General features: G+C 76.8%; 24 protein-coding genes. 9 read left to right on the top strand and 15 right to left on the bottom strand.

Features of this window, described 5'->3' with window-relative positions:
• Nucleotides 1–3: 3 nt before the first annotated feature.
• From AC07VC_RS08265 to AC07VC_RS08230, 8 genes are all read right to left on the bottom strand, one after another.
• Complete coding sequence (locus AC07VC_RS08265; RefSeq protein ID WP_494676333.1) at nt 4–936, bottom strand: TIGR03943 family putative permease subunit; 933 nt, start codon at nt 934–936, stop codon at nt 4–6.
• 7 nt (nt 937–943) lie between these two features.
• Complete coding sequence (locus AC07VC_RS08260; protein ID WP_317230616.1) at nt 944–1,954, bottom strand: permease; 1,011 nt, start codon at nt 1,952–1,954, stop codon at nt 944–946.
• Between the two features lie 366 nt (nt 1,955–2,320).
• Entirely contained in the window at nt 2,321–3,436 is a 1,116-nt protein-coding gene (locus tag AC07VC_RS08255; RefSeq protein ID WP_494676332.1) for a hypothetical protein, read from the bottom strand.
• Nucleotides 3,437–3,440: 4 nt separating this feature from the next.
• Nucleotides 3,441–4,538: a serine/threonine-protein kinase gene (locus AC07VC_RS08250; RefSeq protein ID WP_494676331.1), complete on the bottom strand. Its 1,098-nt coding sequence runs from the start codon at nt 4,536–4,538 to the stop codon at nt 3,441–3,443.
• Nucleotides 4,539–4,573: 35 nt separating this feature from the next.
• Nucleotides 4,574–5,434 (bottom strand): ABC transporter ATP-binding protein, encoded by an 861-nt coding sequence (locus tag AC07VC_RS08245; protein ID WP_317230783.1) that lies wholly within the window; start codon nt 5,432–5,434, stop codon nt 4,574–4,576.
• On the bottom strand, nt 5,431–6,492 hold the full coding sequence (locus tag AC07VC_RS08240) for a FecCD family ABC transporter permease (protein ID WP_494676330.1): 1,062 nt from the start codon (nt 6,490–6,492) through the stop codon (nt 5,431–5,433). Before AC07VC_RS08240 ends, AC07VC_RS08245 begins: the two co-directional genes overlap by 4 nt.
• The gene (locus AC07VC_RS08235; protein WP_317230785.1) at nt 6,489–7,547 is read right to left on the bottom strand and encodes a FecCD family ABC transporter permease; all 1,059 of its coding nucleotides are present in this window, start codon (nt 7,545–7,547) and stop codon (nt 6,489–6,491) included. Before AC07VC_RS08235 ends, AC07VC_RS08240 begins: the two co-directional genes overlap by 4 nt.
• On the bottom strand, nt 7,544–8,578 hold the full coding sequence (locus AC07VC_RS08230; RefSeq protein ID WP_494676329.1) for an iron-siderophore ABC transporter substrate-binding protein: 1,035 nt from the start codon (nt 8,576–8,578) through the stop codon (nt 7,544–7,546). Before AC07VC_RS08230 ends, AC07VC_RS08235 begins: the two co-directional genes overlap by 4 nt.
• Nucleotides 8,579–8,825: 247 nt before the next feature.
• Here AC07VC_RS08230 and AC07VC_RS08225 point away from each other — a divergent pair, with 247 nt between their 5' ends.
• The 3 genes from AC07VC_RS08225 to AC07VC_RS08215 all read left to right on the top strand — a co-directional run bounded on the left by AC07VC_RS08225 (nt 8,826) and on the right by AC07VC_RS08215 (nt 11,347).
• On the top strand, nt 8,826–9,344 hold the full coding sequence (locus AC07VC_RS08225; protein WP_494676328.1) for a Dabb family protein: 519 nt from the start codon (nt 8,826–8,828) through the stop codon (nt 9,342–9,344).
• A 109-nt stretch (nt 9,345–9,453) separates the two neighbouring features.
• Nucleotides 9,454–10,482: a CPBP family glutamic-type intramembrane protease gene (locus tag AC07VC_RS08220; protein ID WP_494676327.1), complete on the top strand. Its 1,029-nt coding sequence runs from the start codon at nt 9,454–9,456 to the stop codon at nt 10,480–10,482.
• A gap of 76 nt (nt 10,483–10,558) precedes the next feature.
• Nucleotides 10,559–11,347 (top strand): glucose 1-dehydrogenase, encoded by a 789-nt coding sequence (locus AC07VC_RS08215; RefSeq protein ID WP_494676326.1) that lies wholly within the window; start codon nt 10,559–10,561, stop codon nt 11,345–11,347.
• A gap of 106 nt (nt 11,348–11,453) precedes the next feature.
• On the opposite strand, the gene AC07VC_RS08210 is transcribed toward AC07VC_RS08215, so the two are convergent.
• The 3 genes from AC07VC_RS08210 to AC07VC_RS08200 all read right to left on the bottom strand — a co-directional run bounded on the left by AC07VC_RS08210 (nt 11,454) and on the right by AC07VC_RS08200 (nt 14,034).
• A complete protein-coding gene (locus AC07VC_RS08210; protein WP_494676325.1) occupies nt 11,454–11,903 on the bottom strand; it encodes a hypothetical protein in 450 nt (149 codons plus the stop codon).
• Between the two features lie 137 nt (nt 11,904–12,040).
• Nucleotides 12,041–13,105, bottom strand: coding sequence for an NAD-dependent epimerase/dehydratase family protein (locus tag AC07VC_RS08205; RefSeq protein WP_494676324.1), 1,065 nt, complete (start codon nt 13,103–13,105; stop codon nt 12,041–12,043).
• Nucleotides 13,102–14,034, bottom strand: coding sequence for an MTAP family purine nucleoside phosphorylase (locus tag AC07VC_RS08200; RefSeq protein ID WP_317230928.1), 933 nt, complete (start codon nt 14,032–14,034; stop codon nt 13,102–13,104). The genes AC07VC_RS08205 and AC07VC_RS08200 overlap by 4 nt, the downstream gene beginning before the upstream one ends.
• 108 nt (nt 14,035–14,142) lie before the next feature.
• On the opposite strand from AC07VC_RS08200, the gene AC07VC_RS08195 reads away from it, so the two are divergent.
• Entirely contained in the window at nt 14,143–14,784 is a 642-nt protein-coding gene (locus AC07VC_RS08195) for a hypothetical protein (RefSeq protein ID WP_494676323.1), read from the top strand.
• Here the strand turns inward: AC07VC_RS08195 and AC07VC_RS08190 are convergent.
• Complete coding sequence (locus AC07VC_RS08190; protein WP_494676322.1) at nt 14,777–15,550, bottom strand: isocitrate lyase/PEP mutase family protein; 774 nt, start codon at nt 15,548–15,550, stop codon at nt 14,777–14,779. The two genes, AC07VC_RS08195 and AC07VC_RS08190, sit on opposite strands and share 8 nt — an antisense overlap.
• An 81-nt stretch (nt 15,551–15,631) precedes the next feature.
• On the opposite strand from AC07VC_RS08190, the gene AC07VC_RS08185 reads away from it, so the two are divergent.
• From AC07VC_RS08185 to AC07VC_RS08170, 4 genes are read left to right on the top strand one after another with little or no spacing between them, the layout of a single operon-like run.
• Entirely contained in the window at nt 15,632–16,927 is a 1,296-nt protein-coding gene (locus tag AC07VC_RS08185) for a molybdopterin molybdotransferase MoeA (RefSeq protein ID WP_494676321.1), read from the top strand.
• Nucleotides 16,920–17,420, top strand: a complete 501-nt coding sequence (gene moaC / locus AC07VC_RS08180) for a cyclic pyranopterin monophosphate synthase MoaC (protein WP_494676320.1) — start codon at nt 16,920–16,922, stop codon at nt 17,418–17,420. The genes AC07VC_RS08185 and moaC overlap by 8 nt, the downstream gene beginning before the upstream one ends.
• Complete coding sequence (locus AC07VC_RS08175; RefSeq protein ID WP_494676319.1) at nt 17,417–17,944, top strand: MogA/MoaB family molybdenum cofactor biosynthesis protein; 528 nt, start codon at nt 17,417–17,419, stop codon at nt 17,942–17,944. Before moaC ends, AC07VC_RS08175 begins: the two co-directional genes overlap by 4 nt.
• Entirely contained in the window at nt 17,941–18,372 is a 432-nt protein-coding gene (locus AC07VC_RS08170; RefSeq protein WP_317231143.1) for a molybdenum cofactor biosynthesis protein MoaE, read from the top strand. The genes AC07VC_RS08175 and AC07VC_RS08170 overlap by 4 nt, the downstream gene beginning before the upstream one ends.
• A gap of 16 nt (nt 18,373–18,388) precedes the next feature.
• Here the strand turns inward: AC07VC_RS08170 and AC07VC_RS08165 are convergent, their stop codons facing one another.
• Entirely contained in the window at nt 18,389–19,294 is a 906-nt protein-coding gene (locus AC07VC_RS08165) for a CPBP family intramembrane glutamic endopeptidase (RefSeq protein WP_494676318.1), read from the bottom strand.
• Between the two features lie 185 nt (nt 19,295–19,479).
• Between AC07VC_RS08165 and AC07VC_RS08160 the strand changes: the two genes are divergently transcribed.
• Nucleotides 19,480–20,022, top strand: a complete 543-nt coding sequence (locus AC07VC_RS08160) for a hypothetical protein (RefSeq protein WP_494676317.1) — start codon at nt 19,480–19,482, stop codon at nt 20,020–20,022.
• A 13-nt stretch (nt 20,023–20,035) separates the two neighbouring features.
• Here AC07VC_RS08160 and AC07VC_RS08155 read toward each other — a convergent pair whose 3' ends face one another.
• Nucleotides 20,036–21,013 (bottom strand): hypothetical protein, encoded by a 978-nt coding sequence (locus tag AC07VC_RS08155; protein WP_494676316.1) that lies wholly within the window; start codon nt 21,011–21,013, stop codon nt 20,036–20,038.
• Nucleotides 21,014–21,070: 57 nt separating this feature from the next.
• Nucleotides 21,071–22,357, bottom strand: a complete 1,287-nt coding sequence (locus tag AC07VC_RS08150; protein ID WP_104290150.1) for an MFS transporter — start codon at nt 22,355–22,357, stop codon at nt 21,071–21,073.
• Nucleotides 22,358–22,378: the final 21 nt, after the last annotated feature.

The following is a 22,378-nucleotide window of genomic DNA, read 5'->3' as shown; positions in this document are numbered from 1 at the left end:
GGCTCAGTAGACGTAGGGGTCGGCGGGCTGCTCGACCTGCTCGACGGTCGCGGGCATGACGGCGAGCGGCTGCCGGCTGCGCGCGCTCGGGTTCGAGGCGAACGGGCCGGTGACCGTGACCCACTCGTCGGTCTCGAGCGTCGACGCCCAGCCGGGCTGGTAGACGGGCACGCCGACGGGCTGCGCGTCGACCGCGCAGCAGGTGACGACGAAGCGGGTCACGTAGAAGACGTCGTCCGGGTCGTCGGGGTCGGCGCTCACGAAGCCCGTGATGTCCACGGACTTCGACGTGAAGAAGGTCGGGTCGGTGGTCTGCGCGAGCAGCTGCGACCAGTCCTTCACGCCCAGGGTCGAGAAGTCGCTCGTGCCGAGGAGCTCCTCGTCGGGCGCCGCGTCGGAGGCGACGGTGCTGGAGTTGAGGGCGCGCTGCGTGACCGTGCTCGTCGTGAGCGTGCGGGGCGGCAGGACGAGGACGGCGACGACCGTGACCGTGACGACGCCGGCGACGGCGAGGCGGGAGGCGCGGGACCGCAGGGACGCGCGGCGGCGGCGTGCGGCGGCGGACGCGGGGTCGGATGCGGCCGAGGACGCGGCTGCCGCGTCGCCCAGGGCGCCGGATCCGTGGTCGTGGTCGTGCTCCTCCGCGGCCTCCGCGGGCCGCAGGGCGAACCCGGCGACGGTCGCGACGAGGCCGATGACGGCCATGATCCCCGTGAAGGCGAAGTAGCGCGGGTGGATGTAGAGGCCGAGCTGCCCGGTGACCGTGAGCCACAGCGTCGAGACGATGCAGGCGGCGAGGAGCACGAGGCCGACCGTGGAGGAGGCCCGGCCCCCGGCGGCGCGGCGGCGGCGCGCACGGCGCGGCCCGCGCGGACCCGACGCGGCGGCCCGGTCGTCGTCGTCGGCGCGGTCGGCGGCGGGCAGGTCGTCGGGCATCCGGTCGTCAGGCGATCGCATTGACACCCCATCCCAGCGCGAGGCTGATCAGCGCGACGACCGAGGTGATCATCACGAGCGTGCGGGTCGAGTAGGTGGTGCGCATGAGCGCGAGCATCTTCACGTCGATGACCGGCCCGAACACCAGGAAGGCGACGATGCCGCCGGGGAGGAACACGGACCCGAACGAGAGCACGAAGAACGCGTCGACGTTGGAGCAGACGGAGACGACGAAGGCGAGGACCATGAGCGCGAGCACGGAGAGGATCGGGCTGCCGCCGAGGGTCACGAGCACCTCGCGCGGCACGGCGACCTGGATGAGGCCGGCCAGCAGGGAGCCGATGACGAGCGCCGGCATGATCGTCGTCGCCTCGCGCCCGAACAGGCCGATCGACTTCCGCACGCGCGCGCCGCCGTGCGCATGCGGGTCCGGCAGGGCGCACTCGGCGCGGAACTCGTCGGTGAGGAGGCGGTCGGGCTGCGGGTGCAGGCTGAAGAGCCAGCCGACGACGTTCGCGATGAGGAAGCCGCCCACGAGCCGGGCCACGAGGATCCAGCCGTCGAAGCCGAACGCGGCGTGCGTCGTGATGATGGTGATCGGGTTGAGGATCGGCGCCGCGAGCAGGAACGTGATCGACTCCGGCACCGTGAAGCCGCGCACCACGAGCCCGCGGGCGAGCGGCACGTTGCCGCACTCGCAGACGGGCAGTGCCATGCCGAGGAACGAGATGCACGCGCGGCGGAGGAACGGGTTGCGCGGCAGGCGCCGCTCGATCACGCCGGGCGGCACCCACACCTGCACGACGATCGACAGCACGATGCCGAGGATCACGAACGGCAGCGACTCGACGATGACGCTCACGGACAGCGTGACGAGGTCCTGGATCCGGTCGGGCAGCACGCCGTCGCCGAGCGCGGGGGAGGCAGCGCGGAGGGCGAGGAGGAGGAGGACGAGGCCGAGGCCCGTCGCGAGGCCGGTGCGGAGGCCCGCGGGGGCCGGGCGGCGGGCGGGGCTCAGGGCGTCGTGGGCGTGCGCGTCGTGGTCGTGCGCGCCGTCGCGGTCGAGCGTCGCGGTGCCGGTGCCGGTGCCGGTGCCGCCGCTGCTGGTGCCGCCGCCGCCGCCGCTGGTGGTCGCGGGAGCCGGGACGGCGGGAGCCGAGGCCGCGGGAGCCGGGCCGGTCCGGGCAGGGCGCCGGTCGCGCGCCCGCTCGCGCCGGGCCCGCGCGGGGCGGTCGAAGGGCGAGGCGCCGTCGTCGTCGGGCGCGGTGCCGCCGAGGCGGTCCGTCATCGCGGACCCGTGGCGCGGGGCCGGGGTCGGAGGGGCGGACGCATCCCGACCACCCTAACCGGGCTGAGAAGCGTCCTCAGCAGGCGCGACGGGCGATCAGCGCAGTCCGGGCGGCGCGGCCGGGCAGCGGGACTCGAGCACGCCGTCGTCGGTCGGCACGGTCGGCTGCCACCAGCCCCCGGCGCGCGCCTGCGCGACGAAGGCGGCGCGGTCGGGCACTTCGCCCTCGTACGGGGTGCCCTCGGACGCGTAGCAGGGGAGGAGGAAGTCGACGTCGTAGGCGTGGATCCACTGCAGGGCCGCCGTCGTCAGCGGTCCCCGGGGAGCGGTCGGGAAGCGCACCGCGCAGGCGTACTCGACGGCGGCGTCCGCCGAGTGGACGCCGAGCCGGGTGTCCGCGCCCGTGCCGATGACCTGGACCCGCACCCCCGACTCGCTCAGGCACGCGGCCTGCTGGCGGACCCAGTCCTCGCCCTCGAGCACGCGCTCCACCCGCAGGTCGGGCCGCACCGCGTCGGGCCGCTCGGTGCGCACCCCCTCCCAGAGCGCGTCCGCGTCGGCGCGGAGCGCCGCCGCCGACTCCGACGCCGTCAGCTCCTCGCGCAGCGGCGACGGGGGCTCCGCGGTGAAGCGCGGGACGGGCCGGCCGACGCGCGGATCCGGCGTGCTCGTCGGGGCGGGCGTGGAGGTCGGCTCCTCGGCGCGCCCGGCGTCGTCGTCGGCGAGCAGTCCGGACGCGGAGGCGGTGCCGAGCCCCGCCACGAGGAGCGCGCCCGCGAGCGCGGCGGCGATCGGGCCGGGTCGGACGAGGCGGCGGTGCCAGGGGGTCCGGCCCCGCGCCTCGCTGTCCGTGCCGTCGGGATCCGCCGTCGGGCCCGGCGCGGCGGCGGATCCCGCGTCGGACCCGGAGCCGCTGCCGCCGGGGTGGTGGTCGTCGTCCTCGTCCCGCGCCGCGTCGAGCGCGAGCAGCGCCCGGCCCTCCTCGACGAGCCGGGCCTCCTCCGTCATGAGCGCGACCAGCGGGGCGGGCAGCGCCTCCGCGGCGATGGACAGGGTCACCCGCACGGCGACGGGCAGACGCACGACCGGGGCGTCGGCCGCGTCGCGCCCGTACGCCGCGCGGCGGAGCGCGTCGAGGGCCCGTGCGGCCTCGGGGTCGTCCCGCAGGCGCCGGCGGAGGGCGTCGGCGGCGGGAGCGGCGGATCCGCTCACCGCGTCACCGGTACGCCGCCGGGACGGCGGGGCAGGTGGCGGCCAGGGCGGCGTCCATGGCCGCGGGGAACGGCGTCCACGGGTCGCCCGCGCGGGTCGCCGCGATGAACTCGTCGCGCGCGGGCACCTCGCCCTCGTACGGCGTGCCCTCGGCGGCGTAGCAGGGCAGCAGGTACGCGACGTAGTAGTCGTGCAGGTAGGCGAGCCCCGCGTCGTCCCGGGGCTCGCCCGCGGCCTCCGCCATCGGGAAGCGCACGGCGCAGGCGTACAGGGCCGCCGGGTCCCCGTCCGGGTACGTGAAGCTGTCCGAGCCTATGACGGACGCGTCGACGCCCGCCTCCCGGAGGCACCCGACCTGCACCTCCGCGAACCGGCCCGGCGCGATCGTGCGCTCGAAGCCGACGACGGGGCGCACGGCGTCCGGCTCCTGGGCGACGAGCATCGCCCACAGCTCGTCGGCCGCGCGGGACCGCTCGGCGGCGAGCTCCTCGTCGGTGGCGGGCACGGGCACGGGCGGGTCCTCGGAGAAGTCCGGGACGGCGGCGCCGCGGCGGCCGTCGAGCGTGCCCATGGCCTGGCCGCGGGGCGTCATCGCGGCGTCCGGGGCCGGATCCGCGGCGGCGGCCCTGGGGCTCGGGCCGGCCGCGGGGACGCCGTCGAGCAGGCCCGTCGCGGACGCGGCGCCGAGGCCGGCGAGGACGACGGCCCCGGCGATCAGGGCGGCCAGCGGCCCGCGGGCCACGCGGCGGCGCCGGGGAGCGGTCACCGGATCGCGGGCCGGCTGATCCCCGGCCGTCGGATCGCCGCCCGTCGGATCGCCGCCCACCGCCTCCCCGAGCACCCGCTCCGCCGCCAGCAGCGCGGCGCCCTCGTCCCCCAGGCGCGCCTCCTCGGCCAGCAGCGCCACGAGGGGCGCCGGCAGCTCGCGCTGCGGGGAGCCGGTGCGGTCGCGGAGCGCGGCCGGGACCTCGACGAGCGGCGCGTCCGATCCGGCGCGCCCGTACGCCGCGCGCCGCAGCTCCTCGAGCGCGCGGCCGGCCGCCGGGTCGTCCCGCAGGCGGCGGCGGAGGGCCGCGGCGGAGGAGGCGGGCTCGTCGTGCATGCGGCCTCCTCGTCGCGGTCCGTCGTCCGCCCAGGCTACGTCGCGGCGTGCCGGAGCGGGAGGGCGACGGCGCCCCCGTCCCGGGGTCCCGCCGCATCTCGGACGTGGTGGCGGCCGAGGGGGAGCATCAGCGGCCGACCCGAGGTGGGATCGACGATCACGCGGCTCTCCAGCCCGAACACGGCCCGCACGCACTCCTCCGTGAGCACCTCCGCGGGCGGTCCGGCCGCGTGCAGGCGCCCGTCGGCCAGCGCGATGAGCTGGTCGGCGTACCGGGCGGCGAGGTTCAGGTCGTGCAGCACCATCACGACCGTCGTGCCGCGCGCGCGGTTGAGGTCGGTGAGCAGGTCGAGGACCTCCACCTGGTGGCTGACGTCGAGGAACGTGGTCGGCTCGTCGAGCAGCAGCAGGTCGGTGCGCTGGGCGAGGGCCATGGCGATCCAGACGCGCTGCCGCTGCCCGCCCGACAGCTCGTCGACGGCGCGGTCGGCGAGCCCGGCGGTGTCGGTCGCCTCCAGCGCCTCCGCGACGGCCAGGTCGTCTTCCCGGCTCCACCGCGACAGGAGGCCCTGGTGCGGGTGGCGGCCGCGCCCGACGAGGTCGGACACCGTGATGCCCTCGGGCGCGACGGGCGACTGCGGGAGGAGGCCGAGCGTGCGGGCGAGCTCCTTCGCGGGGATGCGGTGCACGTCGCGCCCGTCGAGGACCACGCGCCCCTCCCGCGGCGCGAGGAGCCGGGACATCGACCGCAGGAGGGTCGACTTCCCGCAGGCGTTGGCGCCCACGATGGCGGTGACGCGGCCGGGCGGCACGACGAGGTCGAGGGACCGGATCACGGTGCGGTCGCCGTAGCCGAGGGCGAGCCCCTCGACGGACAGCGAGTGGGTGGTGGTCACAGGGCGGCTCCTCGGCGGTTGCTGCGGACGATGAGGTACACGAGGTAGGGCGCCCCGAGGATCCCCGTGACGACCCCCACGGGCAGGCGGATCCCGAGGGCGTGCTGCCCGAGGACGTCGCCCACGACGACGAGGAGCGCCCCGACGAGCGCCGAGGGCACGAGCAGCGACCCGCCCGGCCCGACGATGCGCGCGGCGATGGGGCCGGACAGGAACGCGACGAACGCGATGGGGCCGGTCGCGGCGGTGGCGAAGGCGATGAGCCCCACGGCGGCGACGATCACGACGAGCCGCGTGCGGTCGACGCCGACGCCGAGGGCGGCGGCCGTGTCGTCGCCGAGGCGCGTCGCGTCGAGGGCGCGGGAGCGGCTGAGCAGCACGGGCCCGAGCACCGCGAGCGCGAGCAGCACGGGGAGCGCGTCGCCCCAGCCGACGCCGTTGAGGCTGCCGGTGAGCCAGCGCATGGCCGCCTGCAGGTCGCCGTCGGCGGCGGTGGAGAGCACGTACGTGGTGGCGCTGTCGAGCATCGCCGCCACGCCGATCCCGATGAGGATGAGCCGCGTGCCGGCGACGCCGCCGCGGTAGGCGAGCGCGTAGACGAGGAGCGCGACCGCGAGGCCCGCGACGATCGCGAGCACCGAGGTGGCGGTCCGCCCGAGCGACAGCGTCACGATGGCGAAGGCCGCCGCCGCGCTCGCGCCGGAGCTGATCCCGATGATGTCGGGGCTCGCGAGCGGGTTCCGCAGCATGGTCTGGAACGCGACGCCGGAGAGCCCGAAGCACATGCCGACGAGCACGGCGAGGGCGGTCCGGGGCAGCCGCAGCCGGCCGACGGTGAAGGTCGCGCCCGGCACGTCCTGGCCGAGGGCGACGCGGACCACGTCGTCGAGCGGGTGGAAGGTGTTCCCCACCATCAGGGAGAGGAGCGCGACGGCGGCGATGAGCACGGCGAGCACCGCCACCACGACCCGGCGGCGGAGCGACCTGCGGCGGCGGCCGAGCGCGACGGCGTCGGCGGTGCGGATCACGCGGGCGCGGTCCTCGAGGGCGGCGGTCACAGCGCCCGCACCCTCTGCCGGCGGACGATGTGGATGAAGAACGGCGCGCCGACCAGCGCCGTGATGATGCCGACGTCGAGCTCCGCGGGCCGCGCGACGATGCGTCCGAGCACGTCGGCGGCGGTGAGGAGGGCGGCCCCGAGCAGCGCGGAGAAGGGGATCAGCCAGCGGTGGTCGACGCCCACCAGCAGGCGACTGGCGTGCGGCACGACGAGGCCGACGAACCCGATGGGGCCCGCGATCGCCGTCGCCGCGCCGCAGAGGACCACGGCGCCCGCCGCGGCCAGGCCCCGCGCCAGCGCGACCCGCTCCCCGAGGCCGGCGGCCAGCTCGTCGCCGAGCGCGAGCGAGTTCAGGGAGCGCGCGGACAGGAGGCACGCGAGGACGCCGACGACGAGGAACGGCACGACCTGCTGCATGCTCGCGAACGTCGCGCCGCCGACCCCGCCGATCTGCCACGAGCGCACGCCGCCCGCGATGTCGTTGCGCGGCAGCACGACGGCGGTCACGAACGACGCGAGCGCGGCGGAGGTGGCGGCGCCCGCGAGGGCGAGCTTCAGCGGCGTCGCGCCGTCCCGTCCGAGGGAGCCGACCGTGTAGACGAAGACCGCGGTGACGGCGGCGCCGCCGATCGCGACCCAGATGAAGCCCGTCGGGGTGCTCAGGCCGAAGAACGCGATGCCGGTGACGACCGCGAGGGCCGCCCCCGTGTTGACGCCGAGGATCCCGGGGTCGGCCAGCGGGTTCCGCGTCACGCCCTGCATGACCGCGCCGGAGAGCCCCAGGGCGGCGCCCACCGCCACCGCGAGCACGGTGCGGGGGATGCGCGTGGCGACCGAGGCGGGCCCGAAGCCCTCCACGGAGCCGGAGAGCGCGGCGACGATGTCGGACCAGCCGATGTCGCGGGAGCCGATCACCACGGACGCGAGCATCAGCGCGGCCAGCACGAGCGCGGTCCCGATCAGCGCGAGCGCGCGCCGGCGCCCCGGGCGTCGTCGGAGGACGACGCCCGGGGCGCGGACGGCCGGATCGGCCGCGGTGGTCCCGGGGGTCACGCCGCCCGGGCGGCGGCGTCGGCGATGAGGGAGAGGTAGTCGTCGAGGACGTACGAGATCGACAGCGGGGTCGGGTTCGCGGCGGTCCCCAGCGGGGTGGTGCCCGGCAGCAGCACGATCGCGTCGTTCGCGACCGCGGGGATCTGGGACAGCAGCGGGTCGCCCTCGAGCGTGGCGACGAGCTCCTCGTCGCCGTAGGTGACGATCACGTCGACGTCGCGGAAGGCGTCGGCCTGCTCCGCGCTCGTGGTGAGCGAGTACTTCTCGGTCGAGGACGACGCCTCCGCGATGCTCGCCGGCGTCTCGAGGCCGATGTCCTCGAAGAACATCGCGCGGGTGTCGTGGGTCGTGTAGAAGCTGACCTCGCTGAGGTCGGCGGCGTCCACGTGCGTGAGGAACATGGCGGAGGTGCCGGTGAGGGCCTCGAAGCCGGAGACGGTCTCGTCGATCTCGGCCTCCAGGTCGGCGACGAGCTGCTCGCCCTCCGCCGCCATGCCCATCGCCTGGCTGTTCACCTCGATCATCTCGCGCCACGGCGTGCCCCAGGCGGTCTCGGGGTACGCGACGACGGGCGCGATCTCGCTGAGCGTGTCGTAGTCCTCCTGCGTGAGGCCGGAGTAGGCGGCGAGGATCACGTCGGGCTGCGTGTCCGCGACGGCCTCGAAGTCGATGCCGTCGGTCTCGTCGAACAGCACGGGCGTCTCCGCGCCGAGCTCGGTCAGCTTCTCCTCGACCCAGGGGAGCACGCCGTCGCCGTCGTCGTCGCCGAAGTTCGCGGCGGCCATCCCGACGGGCACCACGCCGAGGGCCAGCGGCACCTCGTGGTTCGCCCAGTTCACCGTGGCGACGCGCTCGGGCTGCGCCTCGATGGTCGTGGTGCCGAGCGCGTGCTCGATGGTGATCGGCGTGAAGCCGGAGTCGGCGGACGGCTCGGTGCCGGCGTCGGACGCGGGCGGGGTGGAGCAGCCGGCGAGGCCGAGGGCGAGGAGCGCGGCGGCGGAGGTCGCGGCCAGGCGTGCGGTGCGGGACATGCGTGCCTTTCGGTGGGGGTGCCCGGTGCCGTGGGCGCGACGGATCGACCCGACGGGCGGGTCCGAGCGTCGCGGGCAGGGCGGCGCCGCATCGCCGTGCTGTCGGCGAGGCGGCCGTGCCGCCCTCGCACGGCAGGCGGATCGTCCGGGACGATCCGTAAGGATTGCCTAACCTTACCAGCGTGAAGGTTTTCGAAGTCAAGCCGGGCGCGGGCGGCAGCGCGTGCGACGGACCAGACTCGCGACCATGACCACCGCTCCCGAGCCCGGCCCCGCGACCGCCCCCGCCCTCACCGACGCCCAGCTCACCGCCCGAGACCACGTGCCGGGCCTCGTGCACCACATCGTGCTCTTCCGCCTCCGCGACGACGCGGCGCCCGAGGACCGCGACGAGGTGGAGCGCCGGTTCCGGGCGCTCGCCGACTCGCCGCACCCGGACGGCTCGGGCCCGTACATCCGCTCCCTGCACGCGGGACGGCAGTCGAGCCCCGAGGGCGTCGGCCGCGGCTTCGAGCTGGGGTTCGTGCTGACATTCGCGTCGGAGGGGGACCGGAACCTGTACCTCGGGGAGCCGCTGATCCGGGATCCCGCCCGCATCGACGCCGCGCACGCGGCCTTCAAGCACTTCGTCGGGCCGCTGCTGGCGCCGGACCCGCACGGGGTGCTGGTCCTCGACTTCACGGAGCCGGCGCCGGCGCTGGCGCCGGAGGGGGAGCCGGCGCCGGCGGCCTCGGCCGATGGGCCCGCGGGGGCGTCCGCGGCCTGATCCCGCGCCCCAGTAGCGGGCCGGGGCGCCGTCGCGGTCGCACGCTGAGCGCCTCGCGGCCAGCATGGGTGGGGACGCCCGCCCACGATCCGCCGACGAGACGAGTCCCGTGCCCGCATCCGCCCGCCCCTCCGCGTCCGCCCGCACGGCGTCGGCCGACCGCGACGACCCGGCCGCCCTCGCGCCCGATCCGCGCCTCGAGGCGCAGACGCGCCACCGGCAGCCGTGGATCCGCGCCGTCGCGGTCGCGCTCCTCGCCTGGGTCGCGCTCGGCGCGGGGCTCGGCCTCGCCATCGGGATCGCGGACGCGCTGGTGCAGGCGACGGGCGCCGGCCGGCTCGCGAAGGCCGTGCTGCAGGCCGTGCTCATGTCGGCGCTCGTCGTGCCCGCCGTCGTCCTCCTGCGGCGGCGGCTCGACCGCCGGAGCCTCGCGAGCCTCGGCCTCTCGCGGCGGATCGGGCGGCCGATCGCGCTCGGTGTCGGGGTGGGGGCGGTGACGGGCGCGGTCGTCTGGGTCCCGGCCGGCCTCCTCGGCTGGATCCGCGTCGACGGCGTCGACCTCGCCGCGTTCGCCGGCTTCCTCCTCCTCAACGGCGTCGTCCTCGCGCTCTACGAGGCGATCCCCGAGGAGCTCGCCCTCCGCGGGTACATGTGGACGAACCTCCGCGACGGCACCGGGCTCGTCGTCGCCACGCTCCTCACCACCGCCCTCTTCCCCGCGATCGGCGTCGTGATCGAGTCCGGCCGCTGGATCGTGCGCACGATCGCGGGGTCCGACACCGGCGCCTTCACGCCGGTGCCCGCCGGGAACGACGCGATCGCGTACGTGCTCCAGCTCGCGCTGTTCGGCCTCGCGCTCGTCGCCGCGCGGCGGGTCCCGATGGAGGGCGCGCTCCTCGTCGCGATGGCGTTCCACTGGACGCAGCTCACGGTGACCCGCATCCTGCTGGGCGGTCAGAGCTGGGCGTCGTCGGGCTGGGACGTCGCGTTCGTGGAGCCCGACGCGATTGCGCTGGTGCTCGTGCACATCGTGCTCGCCGGGATCGTCTTCGTCGGCGTGAGGTGGCGGTCGGAGCGGCGGGCGCCTCAGCTGCGCGCGGTCCGCGGAGGCCGCGTCCAGGAAACCGACCTACGGTAGGGATATCCATGCGATCGCATGGACGGTGGCTCCACCACGAGGCGCGAGCCGTCGCCCCCCGTCGTCAGGAGACCCCATGACCACCACCCGCTTCACCGACAAGGTCGTCCTCATCACCGGCGGGGGCTCCGGCCTCGGCCGCGCCGCCGCCGTCCGCCTCGCCGCGGAGGGCGCCCGGCTCGCCCTCGTCGACATCTCGGAGAAGGGCCTCGAGGCCACCGTCGAGGCCGTCCGCTCGTCGTCGACCGACGCCGAGGTCCTCACCGTCATCGCCGACGTCTCGGACGAGTCCGACGTCGACGCGTACGTCCGGCAGACCGTCGAGCGCTTCGGCCGCATCGACGGCTTCTTCAACAACGCCGGCATCGAGGGCCGCCAGAACCTCACCGAGGACTTCACGGCCGCCGAGTTCGACAAGGTCGTCGCCATCAACCTGCGCGGCGTGTTCCTCGGACTGGAGAAGGTGCTCGCCGTCATGCGCGCGCAGGGCTCCGGCATGGTCGTGAACACCGCCAGCGTCGGCGGGATCCGCGGCGTCGGCAACCAGTCCGGGTACGCGGCCGCCAAGCACGGCGTCGTCGGGCTCACCCGGAACTCGGCCGTCGAGTACGGCGAGTTCGGCATCCGCATCAACGCGATCGCGCCCGGCGCCATCTGGACCCCCATGGTCGAGGCGTCGATGGAGCAGCTCAGCGCCGAGGACCCGCGCGGCGCGGCCGAGCAGTTCATCCAGGGCAACCCGACGAAGCGCTACGGCGAGGCCGAGGAGATCGCGTCCGTGGTCGCGTTCCTGCTCTCCGACGACGCGGCCTACGTGAACGCCGCCGTCCTGCCGATCGACGGCGGGCAGTCCGCGAAGTACTGAGCCGCGGCATCGCGGCATCGCGGCATCGCGTCACCGCGGGAGCCGGGGCCGGGCGTCGTCGTCCGGCCCCGGCGGCGTCCGCGGGCGGCGCAGCGTGCCCGTGCGTTCAGCCGAAGGGCGGCGTCGGCACCTGGCACGTCACCGGCTGGCCGGGAGCCGCCGTGGCGGTCGCGATCTCCCGCCGCCCGTCGATGAGGATCCGGCAGGTCAGCGCCTCGCCGTCCACCGGGGTGGCCTGCACGAACGCCCAGTCCTCCGCGGTGACGTAGGCCTCCGCCGACCACAGCCCCTCCCCGGCGTCGCGGCCCGCCGCCAGCGACGCGCGGCCGACGTCCTGGACGACGGACGGCCGGCCCCGCCGCGACGCCTCCGCGTACGCGACGTCCGTGAGCCCGCCGTCCGCGGCCTCCGTGGTGCTGACCTCGTAGGTGATGGCGTAGATGTCGGCGATGTCGTCGGCGATGTCCGAGCAGCCCGCGAGGGCGAGGGACAGGGCCGCGGCCGTGAGGACGGTCCCGGAGCGGACGACGGCACGGCGGGAGGACGCGGGGTTCATGCACCCAGTGTCGCCCGCGTGCCCCGGGCGCCTCGTCCCCCGCAGGTGCCGGGATGCCGGCCGACGCGGCACCGCGGGACCACCGGCCGCCTCGGATCCGGACGCGGTCGCGGACGTGGTCCCGGTCCCGCGCGGCGTCAGACCACCGCGCTGCGCAGCGGCGCCGTGGCGAACTCGCGCATGCCCTCTTCGAAGGTCATCCGGGGCTCCCAGCCGAGCTCCGCGCGCAGCCGCTCCGACGACGCCGTGATGTGCCGCACGTCGCCGAGCCGGTACTCGCCGGTGGTGACGGGCGCCGATCCGCCGGCCTCCCGCGCGAGCGCCTCGGCCATCTCGCCGATGGTGTGCACCGTGCCGCTGCCGACGTTGAAGGCGCGGAAGGAGCCGGCCTCGCGGTCCGCGGTCCAGGCGAGCGCCGCGAGGTTCGCGCCGGCGACGTCGCGGACGTGCACGAAGTCGCGACGCTGACGGCCGTCCTCGAAGACGCGCGGCGCCTCGCCGCGGGCGAGGGCCGAGCGGAACAGGGAGGCGACGCCCGCGTAGGGCGTGTTCTGCGGCATGCCCGGTCCGTAGACGTTGTGGTACCGGAGCGCGGCGGCACGGCCGCCCGTGGCGCGCGTCCACGAGCTCGCGAGGTTCTCCTGCGCGAGCTTCGTGGTGGCGTAGACGTTGCGCGGGTCGAGCGGCACGTCCTCGCCGATGAGCGCGGGGACGAGCGGCTCGCCCGTCGCGGGATCCAGCGGGTCGAACAGCCCGGCGTCGAGGTCGGCGACGCGGCGGGCCGGCGGCCGCACGGGCCCGTCCGCGCCCGCGTAGGCGCCCTCGCCGTAGACGACCATGGAGCTCGCGAGCACGAGCCGGTCGATGCCCGCGCGGGTCATCGCCGCCAGGAGCACCGCGGTGCCGCCGTCGTTGGTGGCGACGTAGTCGGGCGCGTCGAGGAAGTCGACGCCGAGCCCGACCTTGGCGGCCTGGTGGCACACGACGTCGACGCCGTCGAGGGCGCGCGCGACCGCGTCCGCGTCGGTGACGTCGCCGCGCACCAGCTCGACGCGCGGATCCACGTCCGGCTCGCCGCCGTGCACGTCGGCGCGGAGCGAGTCGAGGACGCGCACCCGGCGACCCTCCTCGAGGGCCGCGGTGACGATCGTGCCGCCGATGAAGCCCGCCCCGCCCGTGACGAGGAGGATCCCGTCGCTCACGAGCGCGCCTCCGTCGCCGGCGCCGCCGCGTCGCCCGTCGCGCCCGTGACGGGCCGCGCGAGCACGGAGGCGACCGCGTCCGCGTCGATGAGCGGGCGTCCGCGGTAGTCGGCGGGGATCGCGCGGACCACCGCCTCGATCGCCCGCACGATGCGCGGCTGCGCCTCCCGGAGGCGCGCGAACACCAGCTCGGCGGTGACCGCGTCCCCCTGCTCCCCGGGCAACGGCGCGAGGCCCGCGTCGGCGTCGGTGACGAACGACAGGTTGACGGTGCCGATGTTGAGCTCGGAGGCCAGGACGACCTCCGGGTACTGGGTCATGTTCACGATGTGGGCGCCCGCCTGGCGGAACCACAGCGACTCGGCGCGCGTGGAGAACCGCGGCCCCTGGATGACGACGACGGTGCCCGAGGTGCGCAGCGGTCCCGCGGGATCGGCGCGGTCGCCGCCCTCGAGCTCGACGAGCGCCGCGGCCGCGGGGCCGTGCAGGGCCGGGTCGAACGGGTCGGCGGCGGACAGGTGCTGCACGACGCCGGCGTCGAAGAAGGTGTCCGGGCGGCCCCAGGTGCGGTCGAGGAGCTGGTCGGTGAGCACGAGCGATCCCGGCGGGTAGTCCGGCGAGACGCCGCCCACGGCGGACGAGGACACGATGGCCGTCACGCCGAGCGACGCCAGCGCCCAGACGTTCGCCCGGTAGTCGATGAGGTGGGGCGCGACCGAGTGGTCGGCGCCGTGCCGCGTGAGGAACGCGACCCGGCGGCCGGCGAGCTCGCCGACGGTCACCTCGCTGGACGTCGGGCCGAACGGCGTCGCGATGCGGTGCGACGCGCTGGTGGCGGGGTCGAGCAGGGCGTACAGGCCGGATCCGCCGATGACGCCGATCTCGGCGCGGGGTGCGGGTGCGGGGGCGGTGCTGCTGGTGTCGGTCACGGGGCTCCTCGGGTCGTCGTCGCCCAGTCAAGCAGGGGCGCGGTGGGTGCGGGCCGGACGCGACCCGCGGCGGATGCGAGGGCCGGGTGCGCCTGATGGACTGGGGGCATGAGCGCCGTGGATGCCGATGCCGATGCCGCGAGTGCCCGTGGTCCGGCCGCTCCCGTGGCGCGCCTGGCGGGCATCCTCGTGCTCCTCGGCCTGGCGGGCGTCGTCACGGCGGGTGGGATCGTCGCCCTCGCCGCGCGGATGCAGGCCTCGATCACGGGATCCGAGGTGGACGGGCTCTCGATGCTGCTCCCGGGCCTGGTGGTCACCGCGGTCATGGCGTCCCTCGCCGCGGCGTCCACCGCGCGGGTGGCGCGCGGCGCCCGCCGTGTGCCTCCCCTCGCGCTGGCCCGGCACGCGTCGGCCCTCGCGATCCGGCCGCTGGCGGTCACGGCCGTGCTCGTGGGGGTCGTGTGCGAGTCCCGCCTCCCCGGCGGCCTCGCCGAGGTCGCGTCGCGGCGGCCGGGAGCGGCCGCCCTCCCGCTCCTCCTGTTCGCGGGGGCCGCGGTCGCGCAGGTCGTCGCCGCTCGGGCGCGCGGTCGCCGGACGCGGATCCGAGCCCTGGCGGTGGCGGGTGCCGCCCTCGTCGCCGCGGCGGTGGCCATGCCGTACCTCGTGACGGCGTCGCTGCAGAGCGGTGCGCTGGTGCTGTCCGCCGCCCTGCTGCTCCGCCGGGCTCCGGGGAGGGATCCGGTCAGTTGAGCGGACGCGTCGCCTCGGGCAGCGCGCCGCCCGCGTAGAGGGCGGTCGCGGTGTCCTGGAGCGCGGTCAGCGCGACGCGCTGCGTCCACGGGCCGTAGGAGATGCGCGCGACGCCGAGCTCCTCGAACCGGGCGGGGGAGAGGGACCCGGGGATCCCGATGACGGTGAGGCGCTGCGGTCCGACGGCGTCGACCAGCGTGCGCACCTCGTCCTCCGTGAGCGGGCCGGGCACGAACACGCTCGTGGCGCCCGCGGCGAGGTAGGCGCGCGAGCGCTCGACGGCGTCGGCGAGGACGTCGGACCGGTCGCGGTCGCCGCCCCGGACGTACGCGTCGGTGCGGGCGTTGAGGGCGAAGGGCACGCCCTCCGCCTGGGCCGCGGCGACGGCCGCCTCGACGGCGCGCACGGAGTCGGCGAGCGGCCGCATGCCGTCCTCCAGGTTCGCGCCGACGACGCCGACGCCGATGGCGCGGCGCACGGTCTCGCCGGCGTCGCCGTAGCCCGACTCGAGGTCGGCGGAGACGGGCTGCTCCACGGCGGCGACGATGCGGCCGATCATGTCGAGGTGCAGGTCGAGCGGGATCCGCTCGCCGTCCTCGTAGCCGAACGTCGCGGCGATGGAGTGGCTCGCGGTGGCGATGGCCCGGGTCTCGGGGAGCGCGGCGACGGCGGCGGCCGAGATCGCGTCCCACACGTTCACCACCCGGAGGAGCTCGGGTGCGGTGTGGAGGTCGACGAGGGTCTGCCCGCGGGCGGCGATGGTCATGGTCCGACCCTAGGGCGGGCGCCGGACGGACGGGGGCGCGGGATCGGCGGATGGCCACCGCGTCTCGGGGATGATGGGGGCATGACCCCCGACCGCCCCGCCGCCCCCGCGCGACGCCGCGTCGAGGAGCACCGCGCGGCCGTGCGCGCCCTCCTCGCCCCGCTCGCGGACCTGCCCGGCGAGGAGCTGCCCGTCGACGCGGGCGCGCTCACGCGGGATCCGCACCGCTACGCCGACCGCGTGCTCGCCCACGACGTCACCAGCCCCCTCGACCTCCCGCCCTTCCGCAACTCGCAGATGGACGGCTACGCCGTGCGCGCGGCGGACCTCCTCACCGCGTCGCCCGCGCGCCCGGTCGCCCTCCGCATCGCCGCGCGGATCCCCGCCGGCCGCGCCGCCCCGCCGCTCGCGCCCGGCACGGCCGCGCCCTGCATGACCGGGGCCCCCGTGCCGCCCGGCGCCGACGCGGTCGTGCCCGTCGAGGCCGCGACGCCGGACCGCTTCGTCGACGAGGCCGCGGTCGACGCGACGGTCTCCTTCACCGCTCCCGTCGCCGCGGGCGCGTACGTCCGCGAGCGCGGCAGCGACCTGGCCGCGGGCCGCCCGCTGGTCGCCCGGGGCACGCGCCTCCTCCCCGCGCACTGGGGCGTCCTCGCGTCGGCGGGCGTGGTCCGGGTCGCCGTGCGCCGCCGACCCGTCGTCCTCCTGCTCTCCACCGGCCTCGAGCTGCGCGGCCCCGGCGAGGAGCTCGCGCCCGGCCAGGTGCACGACGCCAACTCCGTCGCGCTGGCCGCGGCGCTGCAGGCCGCCGGCGCGGAGGTCCGCGCGCTGCGGATCGCGTCCGACGAGCCCGGCCGCGTCCGCGAGGCGCTCGACGCGGCCGCCGACGGCGTCGACCTCCTCGTCACCACGGGCGGCGTGAGCGCGGGCGCCTACGAGGTGGTGCGCGACGTGCTCGAGGGCGGCGGCGTGGAGTTCCGATCCGTCGCCGTGCAGCCGGGCGGGCCGCAGGGGCTCGGGACCGCGGACGTCGGCGGCGCCCGCATCCCGGTGGTGGCCTTCCCCGGCAACCCCGTGAGCGCGCTCGTCTCGTTCGAGCTCTTCCTCCGCCCCGTGCTGCGCGCCCTCGCCGGGCACCCGCGTCCCGAGCGCGCGGCGCAGGAGCTGCCGCTCGCCGAGGCCCTCGACTCGCCCGCCGGCAAGCACCAGGTGCGGCGCGGCCGGGTCGACGCCGACGGCCGGGCGGTCCCGGTCGGCGGCCCCGGATCCCACCTGCTGCACGCGTACGCGACCGCCACCCACCTCGTCCACATCCCCGAGGACGTCGACCGGCTCGAGGCCGGCGACCCCGTCACCGTCTGGAGCATCGATGACTGACCCCGGAGCAGGCGCGGACGTCGCGCCCGACCTCACCCACCTGCGGCCGGACGGGTCCGCGCACATGGTCGACGTGACCGGCAAGGCCACCACGAAGCGCCGCGCCGTCGCGCAGGCCGTGCTCGTGACGCGGCCCGAGGTCGTCCGGGCCGTGATCTCCGGCGACCTGCCCAAGGGCGAGGCCGTCGGGACGGCGCGCATCGCCGGGATCATGGCGGCGAAGCGGACCTCGTCCCTCATCCCGCTCTGCCACCCGCTGCCGATCGGGCGCATCGAGATCGACATCGCGGGTGCGGACGACCGGCTCACGGTCGTCGCGTCGGTGAGCACGACGGGCGTCACGGGCGTCGAGATGGAGGCGCTGACCGCGGCCTCGGTCGCCGCGCTCACCCTCTACGACATGGTGAAGGCCGTCGACGCGCGGGCCGTCATCACCGACGTCCTGGTGCGCGAGAAGCAGGGCGGCAAGTCCGGGGACTGGGTGCGCGCATGAGCGGGGCGGATCCCCGCGGTCGGGCCGTCGTCATCGTCGCCTCCACCCGCGCCGCCGCGGGCGAGTACGAGGACCGCACGGGACCCGTCATCGCGGCGTGGCTGGCCGAGCGCGGCTTCGCGGTCGACGGACCGGTCGTCCGGGCCGACGGACCCGGCGTGGGGGCGGCGCTCGCCGAGGCCGTCGCCGGCGGCGCGCGGGTGGTCCTCACCACGGGCGGCACGGGCGTCACGCCCACCGACCGCACGCCCGAGGCGACCGCCCCGCTGCTGGACCTCGAGATCCCCGGGATCGTGGAGGAGGTCCGCCGCGTCGGCGTGGCCCACACACCCACCGCCGTGCTCACGCGCGGGCACGCGGGCGTCGCAGGCGGCTCGTTCGTCATGAACCTGCCGGGCTCGCCGGGCGGCGTGCGCGACGGGCTGGCCGTCCTCGACGGCGTGCTCGACCACGTCCTCGAGCAGATCCGCGGCTCGGTCCACCCCGCGTCGGATGCCGCCGCCGACCGGGGCGAGCGCGCGTGACCGCCGACCGGGTGCTGTTCGCGCGCATCGCGGGCGGCGCGATCCGCGTCGAGGACTGCGCCGACGCCGTGCGCGCCGACGACGCCGGCGCCGTCGTGACCTTCGAGGGCGTCGTGCGCGACCACGACGACGGCCGGGGCGTGCTCTGGCTCGACTACTCCGCGCATCCCGCCGCGCGCCAGGCGATCCGGCAGGTCGCCCTCGACGTCTCCGCCCGCTACCCGGACGTGCGCATCGCCGTGGAGCACCGCATCGGCCGGCTCGGCATCGGCGACGTCGCGCTCACCTGCGCCGTCTCCTCCGCGCACCGCGCCGACGCGTTCGCCGCCTGCGGCCTGCTCGTCGACGAGGTCAAGCAGCGCGTCCCCATCTGGAAGCAGCAGGCGTTCGACGACGGCTCGAGCGAGTGGGTGGCCTCGCTCGGCTGACGACCGCCCGCGTGGCTCAGCCGCCGGGCGCGCCCTCGTGCCGCTCCGGCGGGTGCTCCGTCGGCGCCGCAGCGGGGAGCGCCTCAGCGGGGAGCGCCGCCGCGGAGGACGCCGCAGCGGCAGCGGCGCGCCGGTCCTCGCGTCGGGCGCTCACGCACCCGGCCGCCACGGCGACGACGAGGAGCGACTGCACGACCGCCAGCACGACCGCCGCCGTCTGCTCGGGCACCGGGAGCGCCGCGGGCGCGGATCCGGAGGCCGCGCCGAGCAGGACCGTCGCGTCGACGGCCGCGTGCACGACCACGACCGGCCACAGGCGGCCCGTGACCCGGCGCGTCCAGAGGCAGGCGGCGCCCACGACGGCGAGGTACGCGACCTGCAGCGCGAGCTCGGGTGCGGGCATGCCGCCCATGAGGCTGCCGGGCACGTGCCCGAGGGCGAACACGCCGCTGGTGACGCCCAGCGCCGCGAGCTCGCCGTGACGCTGCCGGACGGCGACGAGCAGCACGCCCCGGATCAGCAGCTCGTCGCCGACGCCCACGAGGCCCGTGCTCACCGCGACGACGAGGACGGTCGTCGCGGGGATCGCGCCCCACGCCACGGACATCGCCCCGAGGACCGGCAGCAGGGCGAGGAGCACCGGGAACGCGAGGAGCCACGGCCGGCGCGGGGACATCGCGAGGGTCGAGCGCTCCCGCCACACGGCGGCCTGGTCGCCCACCCACCACACGTGCAGGAGGAGGCCGCCCACGGCGATCGTCACGGGGATGACGTGGCCGAGCATCAGGCGGCTCGTCGCGTCGCGCTCGCCCGCGAGGCCCTCGAGGAGGCCGCCCAGGCCGACCGTGACGACGAGGTACCCGACCACGAGGGCCCCCGCGGTCCGGAGCCGGCGGCGCGACGGGTCGACGGGGACGGTCATCGCGCTCTCCTCGGGTCGGGGCGGAGAGGACGACGCCAACCGGATGCGCGGCCCGGCCCTCGCGGGCGTCCCCAGCCCTCGTCGGCGCGACCCCGCCGTCCCGGTCGGCGGAGGCGCCTGGGGACGATCGGGCGCAGGGGACCGGCGTCCGGGCTAGCGTCCGCACGGGATCCGGGAGGCAGGTCGTGCGGTTCGACATCTGGGAGGCGCGGGTCGCGTCGTCCCGCCGCGGGCGGCACGGGCGGCCCGTCCTCCCCGTGAGGCCGCAGACGGTCCTGATGTCGGCGGGCTGGGTGGTGATGGTCGGGTCCCCGCTCGCCGCAGGCACGCCGCGGCTGCTCCTCGTCGTGTTCGCGGTCGGCCTCGTCCTCGCGCTGGCCGGAGTCGTGGCGGCGGGCGTGCGGATGCTCCGTCGCGGGCTGCGCCTCCACCGGACGCGGCGTGCGGCCGCGCGCGCCGGTCATCCGCCCCGGCCCCGCCCGATGGACGCGAGCCGGGCCGCGGAGCTGTCGCTCGTCCTGTCGCTCCCCACGATGGTGGTCGCCTCCGCCGTCGTGGGCGACGCGACGCCCGGGGCGGCGATCGCGCTCGCCGCGGGGTCGCTCGCGCTGGGTGGCGCGGTGGGCGCGGCCGTCCGCGTGCACGGGCTCCGGTGCCTCCGTCGGTGGGAGGCGGGCGCGACGGGCGGCGCCGCGGGGGCCCGGCCCGAGGAGACGGGAGCGGCCTGACGGCGGATCCGCCTCACCCGTCGAGCGCGCCGCCGACGTGCTCGCGGAGGAGCGTCGCGAGCGCGGTGCGCTGCGCGTCCTCCAGGTGCGCCGGGAGCGTGTGCTCGTCGCCGACGTGCAGCCGCGCGCCCTCCACGCGGATCGCCGTCGGATCGAGGCCGGCGATCGGCGTCGCCACGGGCTCCTCCATGAGGTCCTTCGAGCGGATCGCGGTGCCGGTGACGACGACCCCGTACGGCCCGCCGGGGGTCTGGTCGGTCACGGTGAAGAGGATCCGCTCCTCCTCCGGCAGCGCCAGCGCCTTCGTCAGCCGGGCCATGTGCTTGCGGTGCCGCGGATCGTCCGGCAGCCGCACCACGTCGCCGAGTCCGAGCTCCGCGATGCGGCCGACGAGGCCGCGGGCGCGGGGCACGGCCGCGGGCAGCGACCGCGAGGTCCGCGCGTCGTGCTCGAGGGTGAGCGCGACGGCCCGCTCCAGCGCCCCGAGGAGGGCGGGCCGCGCGTCGGGAGGGAGCAGGTGGTCGACGTGCTGCCACGCGAATCCCCCGGCGGCCGTCGCGACGGTCGCCGCCGCGGCGGCGCCCTCCGGGCCGCGGACCAGCGGGATCCGCCGCACGGGCGCGCGGAGGATCACCCCGGACGGCGCGTCCCGCACGTGGACGGCGCGGTCGGTCACGAGGAAGCCCACCGCCTCCCGGGAGCGCGTGAGGCGGTTCATCGCGTGGTAGCCGAGGAACGCCACGGGGCGCTCCGCGGAGCCGTGGAGCAGCTGCGCCGCGGCCCGCTCGACGACCTCGACGGCGTCCTCGAAGGGGTGCGGCACGGCCGCGGGCACGAAGACGAGCCGCGCGATGCGCGGATCGCCGATGGTCGCCTGCCCGACCTCCCCGACGAGGCGTCCCCACTCGGCGTCGGGGCCGACCTCGTCGTCGCCCGCGTCGTCGTCCGGATCCGTCATGGTGCCCCCGTGGTCGATCGTCGCGACGAGCATGTCAGGCCCCGTGCGCCGGCGGAAGGGCGGCGCCCCCGGACGCGCGGCCGGTGCGCGTCAGGCAGCCGACGCGGCGTCCCGGGCGGCGATCCGCTCGGCCCGGCGGGCGCGCCCGCCCGCCAGCTGCAGCACGAGCGCGACCAGGGCGCTCGCCGCGACGAAGGCGCCGTAGACCGTGAGCACGACGGGCAGGCCGTCGGCCTCCACGAAGACCCCGGCGACGATGCTCGGGATCCCGAACGCGAGGTAGCTGGCGACGTAGACCGAGGAGAGGAGGCTCGCGCGCTGGTCGACGGGCGCCTCCGCGAGCACCAGCCGGAGGCCGGCCTGGAAGCCCGCGCCGAAGCCGACGCCGCCGACGACCGCGGCCACGGCGAAGAGGGGGAGCGACGCCGTCCAGATGGCCGCGACGAGGCCGACCGGGCCGAGCACGAGCGCGACGACGCCCACGATCAGGCTGCGGCGGGCGTCGCGGGTGCGGATCACGATGCCGGTGACCGCGCCCGTGCCGGTGAACAGGGCGATGGCCGCGCCCGTGAGCGCGGCGCTGTGCAGGCCGAAGGTCGTGCCGAGGACGGAGCCGATGAACGCGAGGAACATGCCGCCGAGCGCCCAGCTGGCGATCATGCCGCCGACGACGGCGGTGAAGACCGAGCGGGCGGCGCGCGGCACGGCCACCGACGGCACGAGCGAGCGGAGCGCGCCCGCCCGCCGCGGCTGCCGCTCGGGAACGACGGCGACGGCGACGCCCGCGGCCAGCATCAGCCCGGCGAGCACCAGGAACACCGTCTCCTCCGGGGCCGGCCCGTAGGCCACGAGGAAGCCGCTGCCCAGCGCGCCGACCGTGAGCGCGGCGGGCGGCACCACGCCGTTGAGGAAGGCGGCGAGGCCGGACCGGCGGACGGGCTGGTGGTCGATCATCCCGGCGCCGAGGGCCCCGGTCGCCAGGCCGATCGCGAGGCCCTGCAGGATGCGCGCGACGACGAGCGCCAGCCCGTCCTCGGCGAACGCGAACACGAGCATGGCGGCGACGGAGACGGCGAGCGCCCCGAGGATCACGGGCCGGCGGCCGATGTGGTCGGACAGCCGCCCGGCGGTCAGCAGGGTCGCGAGGAGGCCGGCGACGTAGACGGCGAACACGACGGTGAGCACCACGGGCGGCAGCGCCCACTCCTCCTGGTACACGGGGTAGAGCGGCGAGGGCGCGGCGCCGCTGGCGACCAGCACGAGCAGCGTGAGCGCGTAGACGAGGAGGCCCACGGGGGACTCGCGGCGGGGTGACGCGAGCGGGGCGGATCCGGCGGCGGTGGGCGCGGATGCGGTGTCGGTGCTGCCGGTGGTCATGAGCGCTCCTCGCGGTGGGCG

The sequence above is a fragment of the Clavibacter sp. GW821-FHT01D01 genome (assembly GCF_059422605.1).
The sequence above is the reverse complement of the archived record's forward strand: the minus strand, read 5'-3'. Positions and strand labels throughout refer to the sequence as shown.

Bases quoted from the DNA above. Each gene is read 5' to 3' on its own strand.
- AC07VC_RS08195 (WP_494676323.1), top strand. From the start codon at position 14,143: ATGAGCGCCGTGGATGCCGATGCCGATGCCGCGAGTGCCCGTGGTCCG.
- AC07VC_RS08185 (WP_494676321.1), top strand. From the start codon at position 15,632: ATGACCCCCGACCGCCCCGCCGCCCCCGCGCGACGCCGCGTCGAGGAG.
- AC07VC_RS08225 (WP_494676328.1), top strand. From the start codon at position 8,826: ATGACCACCGCTCCCGAGCCCGGCCCCGCGACCGCCCCCGCCCTCACC.
- AC07VC_RS08165 (WP_494676318.1), bottom strand. From the start codon at position 19,294: ATGACCGTCCCCGTCGACCCGTCGCGCCGCCGGCTCCGGACCGCGGGG.
- AC07VC_RS08210 (WP_494676325.1), bottom strand. From the start codon at position 11,903: ATGAACCCCGCGTCCTCCCGCCGTGCCGTCGTCCGCTCCGGGACCGTC.
- AC07VC_RS08215 (WP_494676326.1), top strand. From the start codon at position 10,559: ATGACCACCACCCGCTTCACCGACAAGGTCGTCCTCATCACCGGCGGG.
- AC07VC_RS08250 (WP_494676331.1), bottom strand. From the start codon at position 4,538: ATGCACGACGAGCCCGCCTCCTCCGCCGCGGCCCTCCGCCGCCGCCTG.
- AC07VC_RS08265 (WP_494676333.1), bottom strand. From the start codon at position 936: ATGCCCGACGACCTGCCCGCCGCCGACCGCGCCGACGACGACGACCGG.
- AC07VC_RS08150 (WP_104290150.1), bottom strand. From the start codon at position 22,357: ATGACCACCGGCAGCACCGACACCGCATCCGCGCCCACCGCCGCCGGA.
- AC07VC_RS08175 (WP_494676319.1), top strand. From the start codon at position 17,417: ATGAGCGGGGCGGATCCCCGCGGTCGGGCCGTCGTCATCGTCGCCTCC.
- AC07VC_RS08190 (WP_494676322.1), bottom strand. From the start codon at position 15,550: ATGACCATCGCCGCCCGCGGGCAGACCCTCGTCGACCTCCACACCGCA.
- AC07VC_RS08230 (WP_494676329.1), bottom strand. From the start codon at position 8,578: ATGTCCCGCACCGCACGCCTGGCCGCGACCTCCGCCGCCGCGCTCCTC.
- moaC (WP_494676320.1), top strand. From the start codon at position 16,920: ATGACTGACCCCGGAGCAGGCGCGGACGTCGCGCCCGACCTCACCCAC.
- AC07VC_RS08155 (WP_494676316.1), bottom strand. From the start codon at position 21,013: ATGCTCGTCGCGACGATCGACCACGGGGGCACCATGACGGATCCGGAC.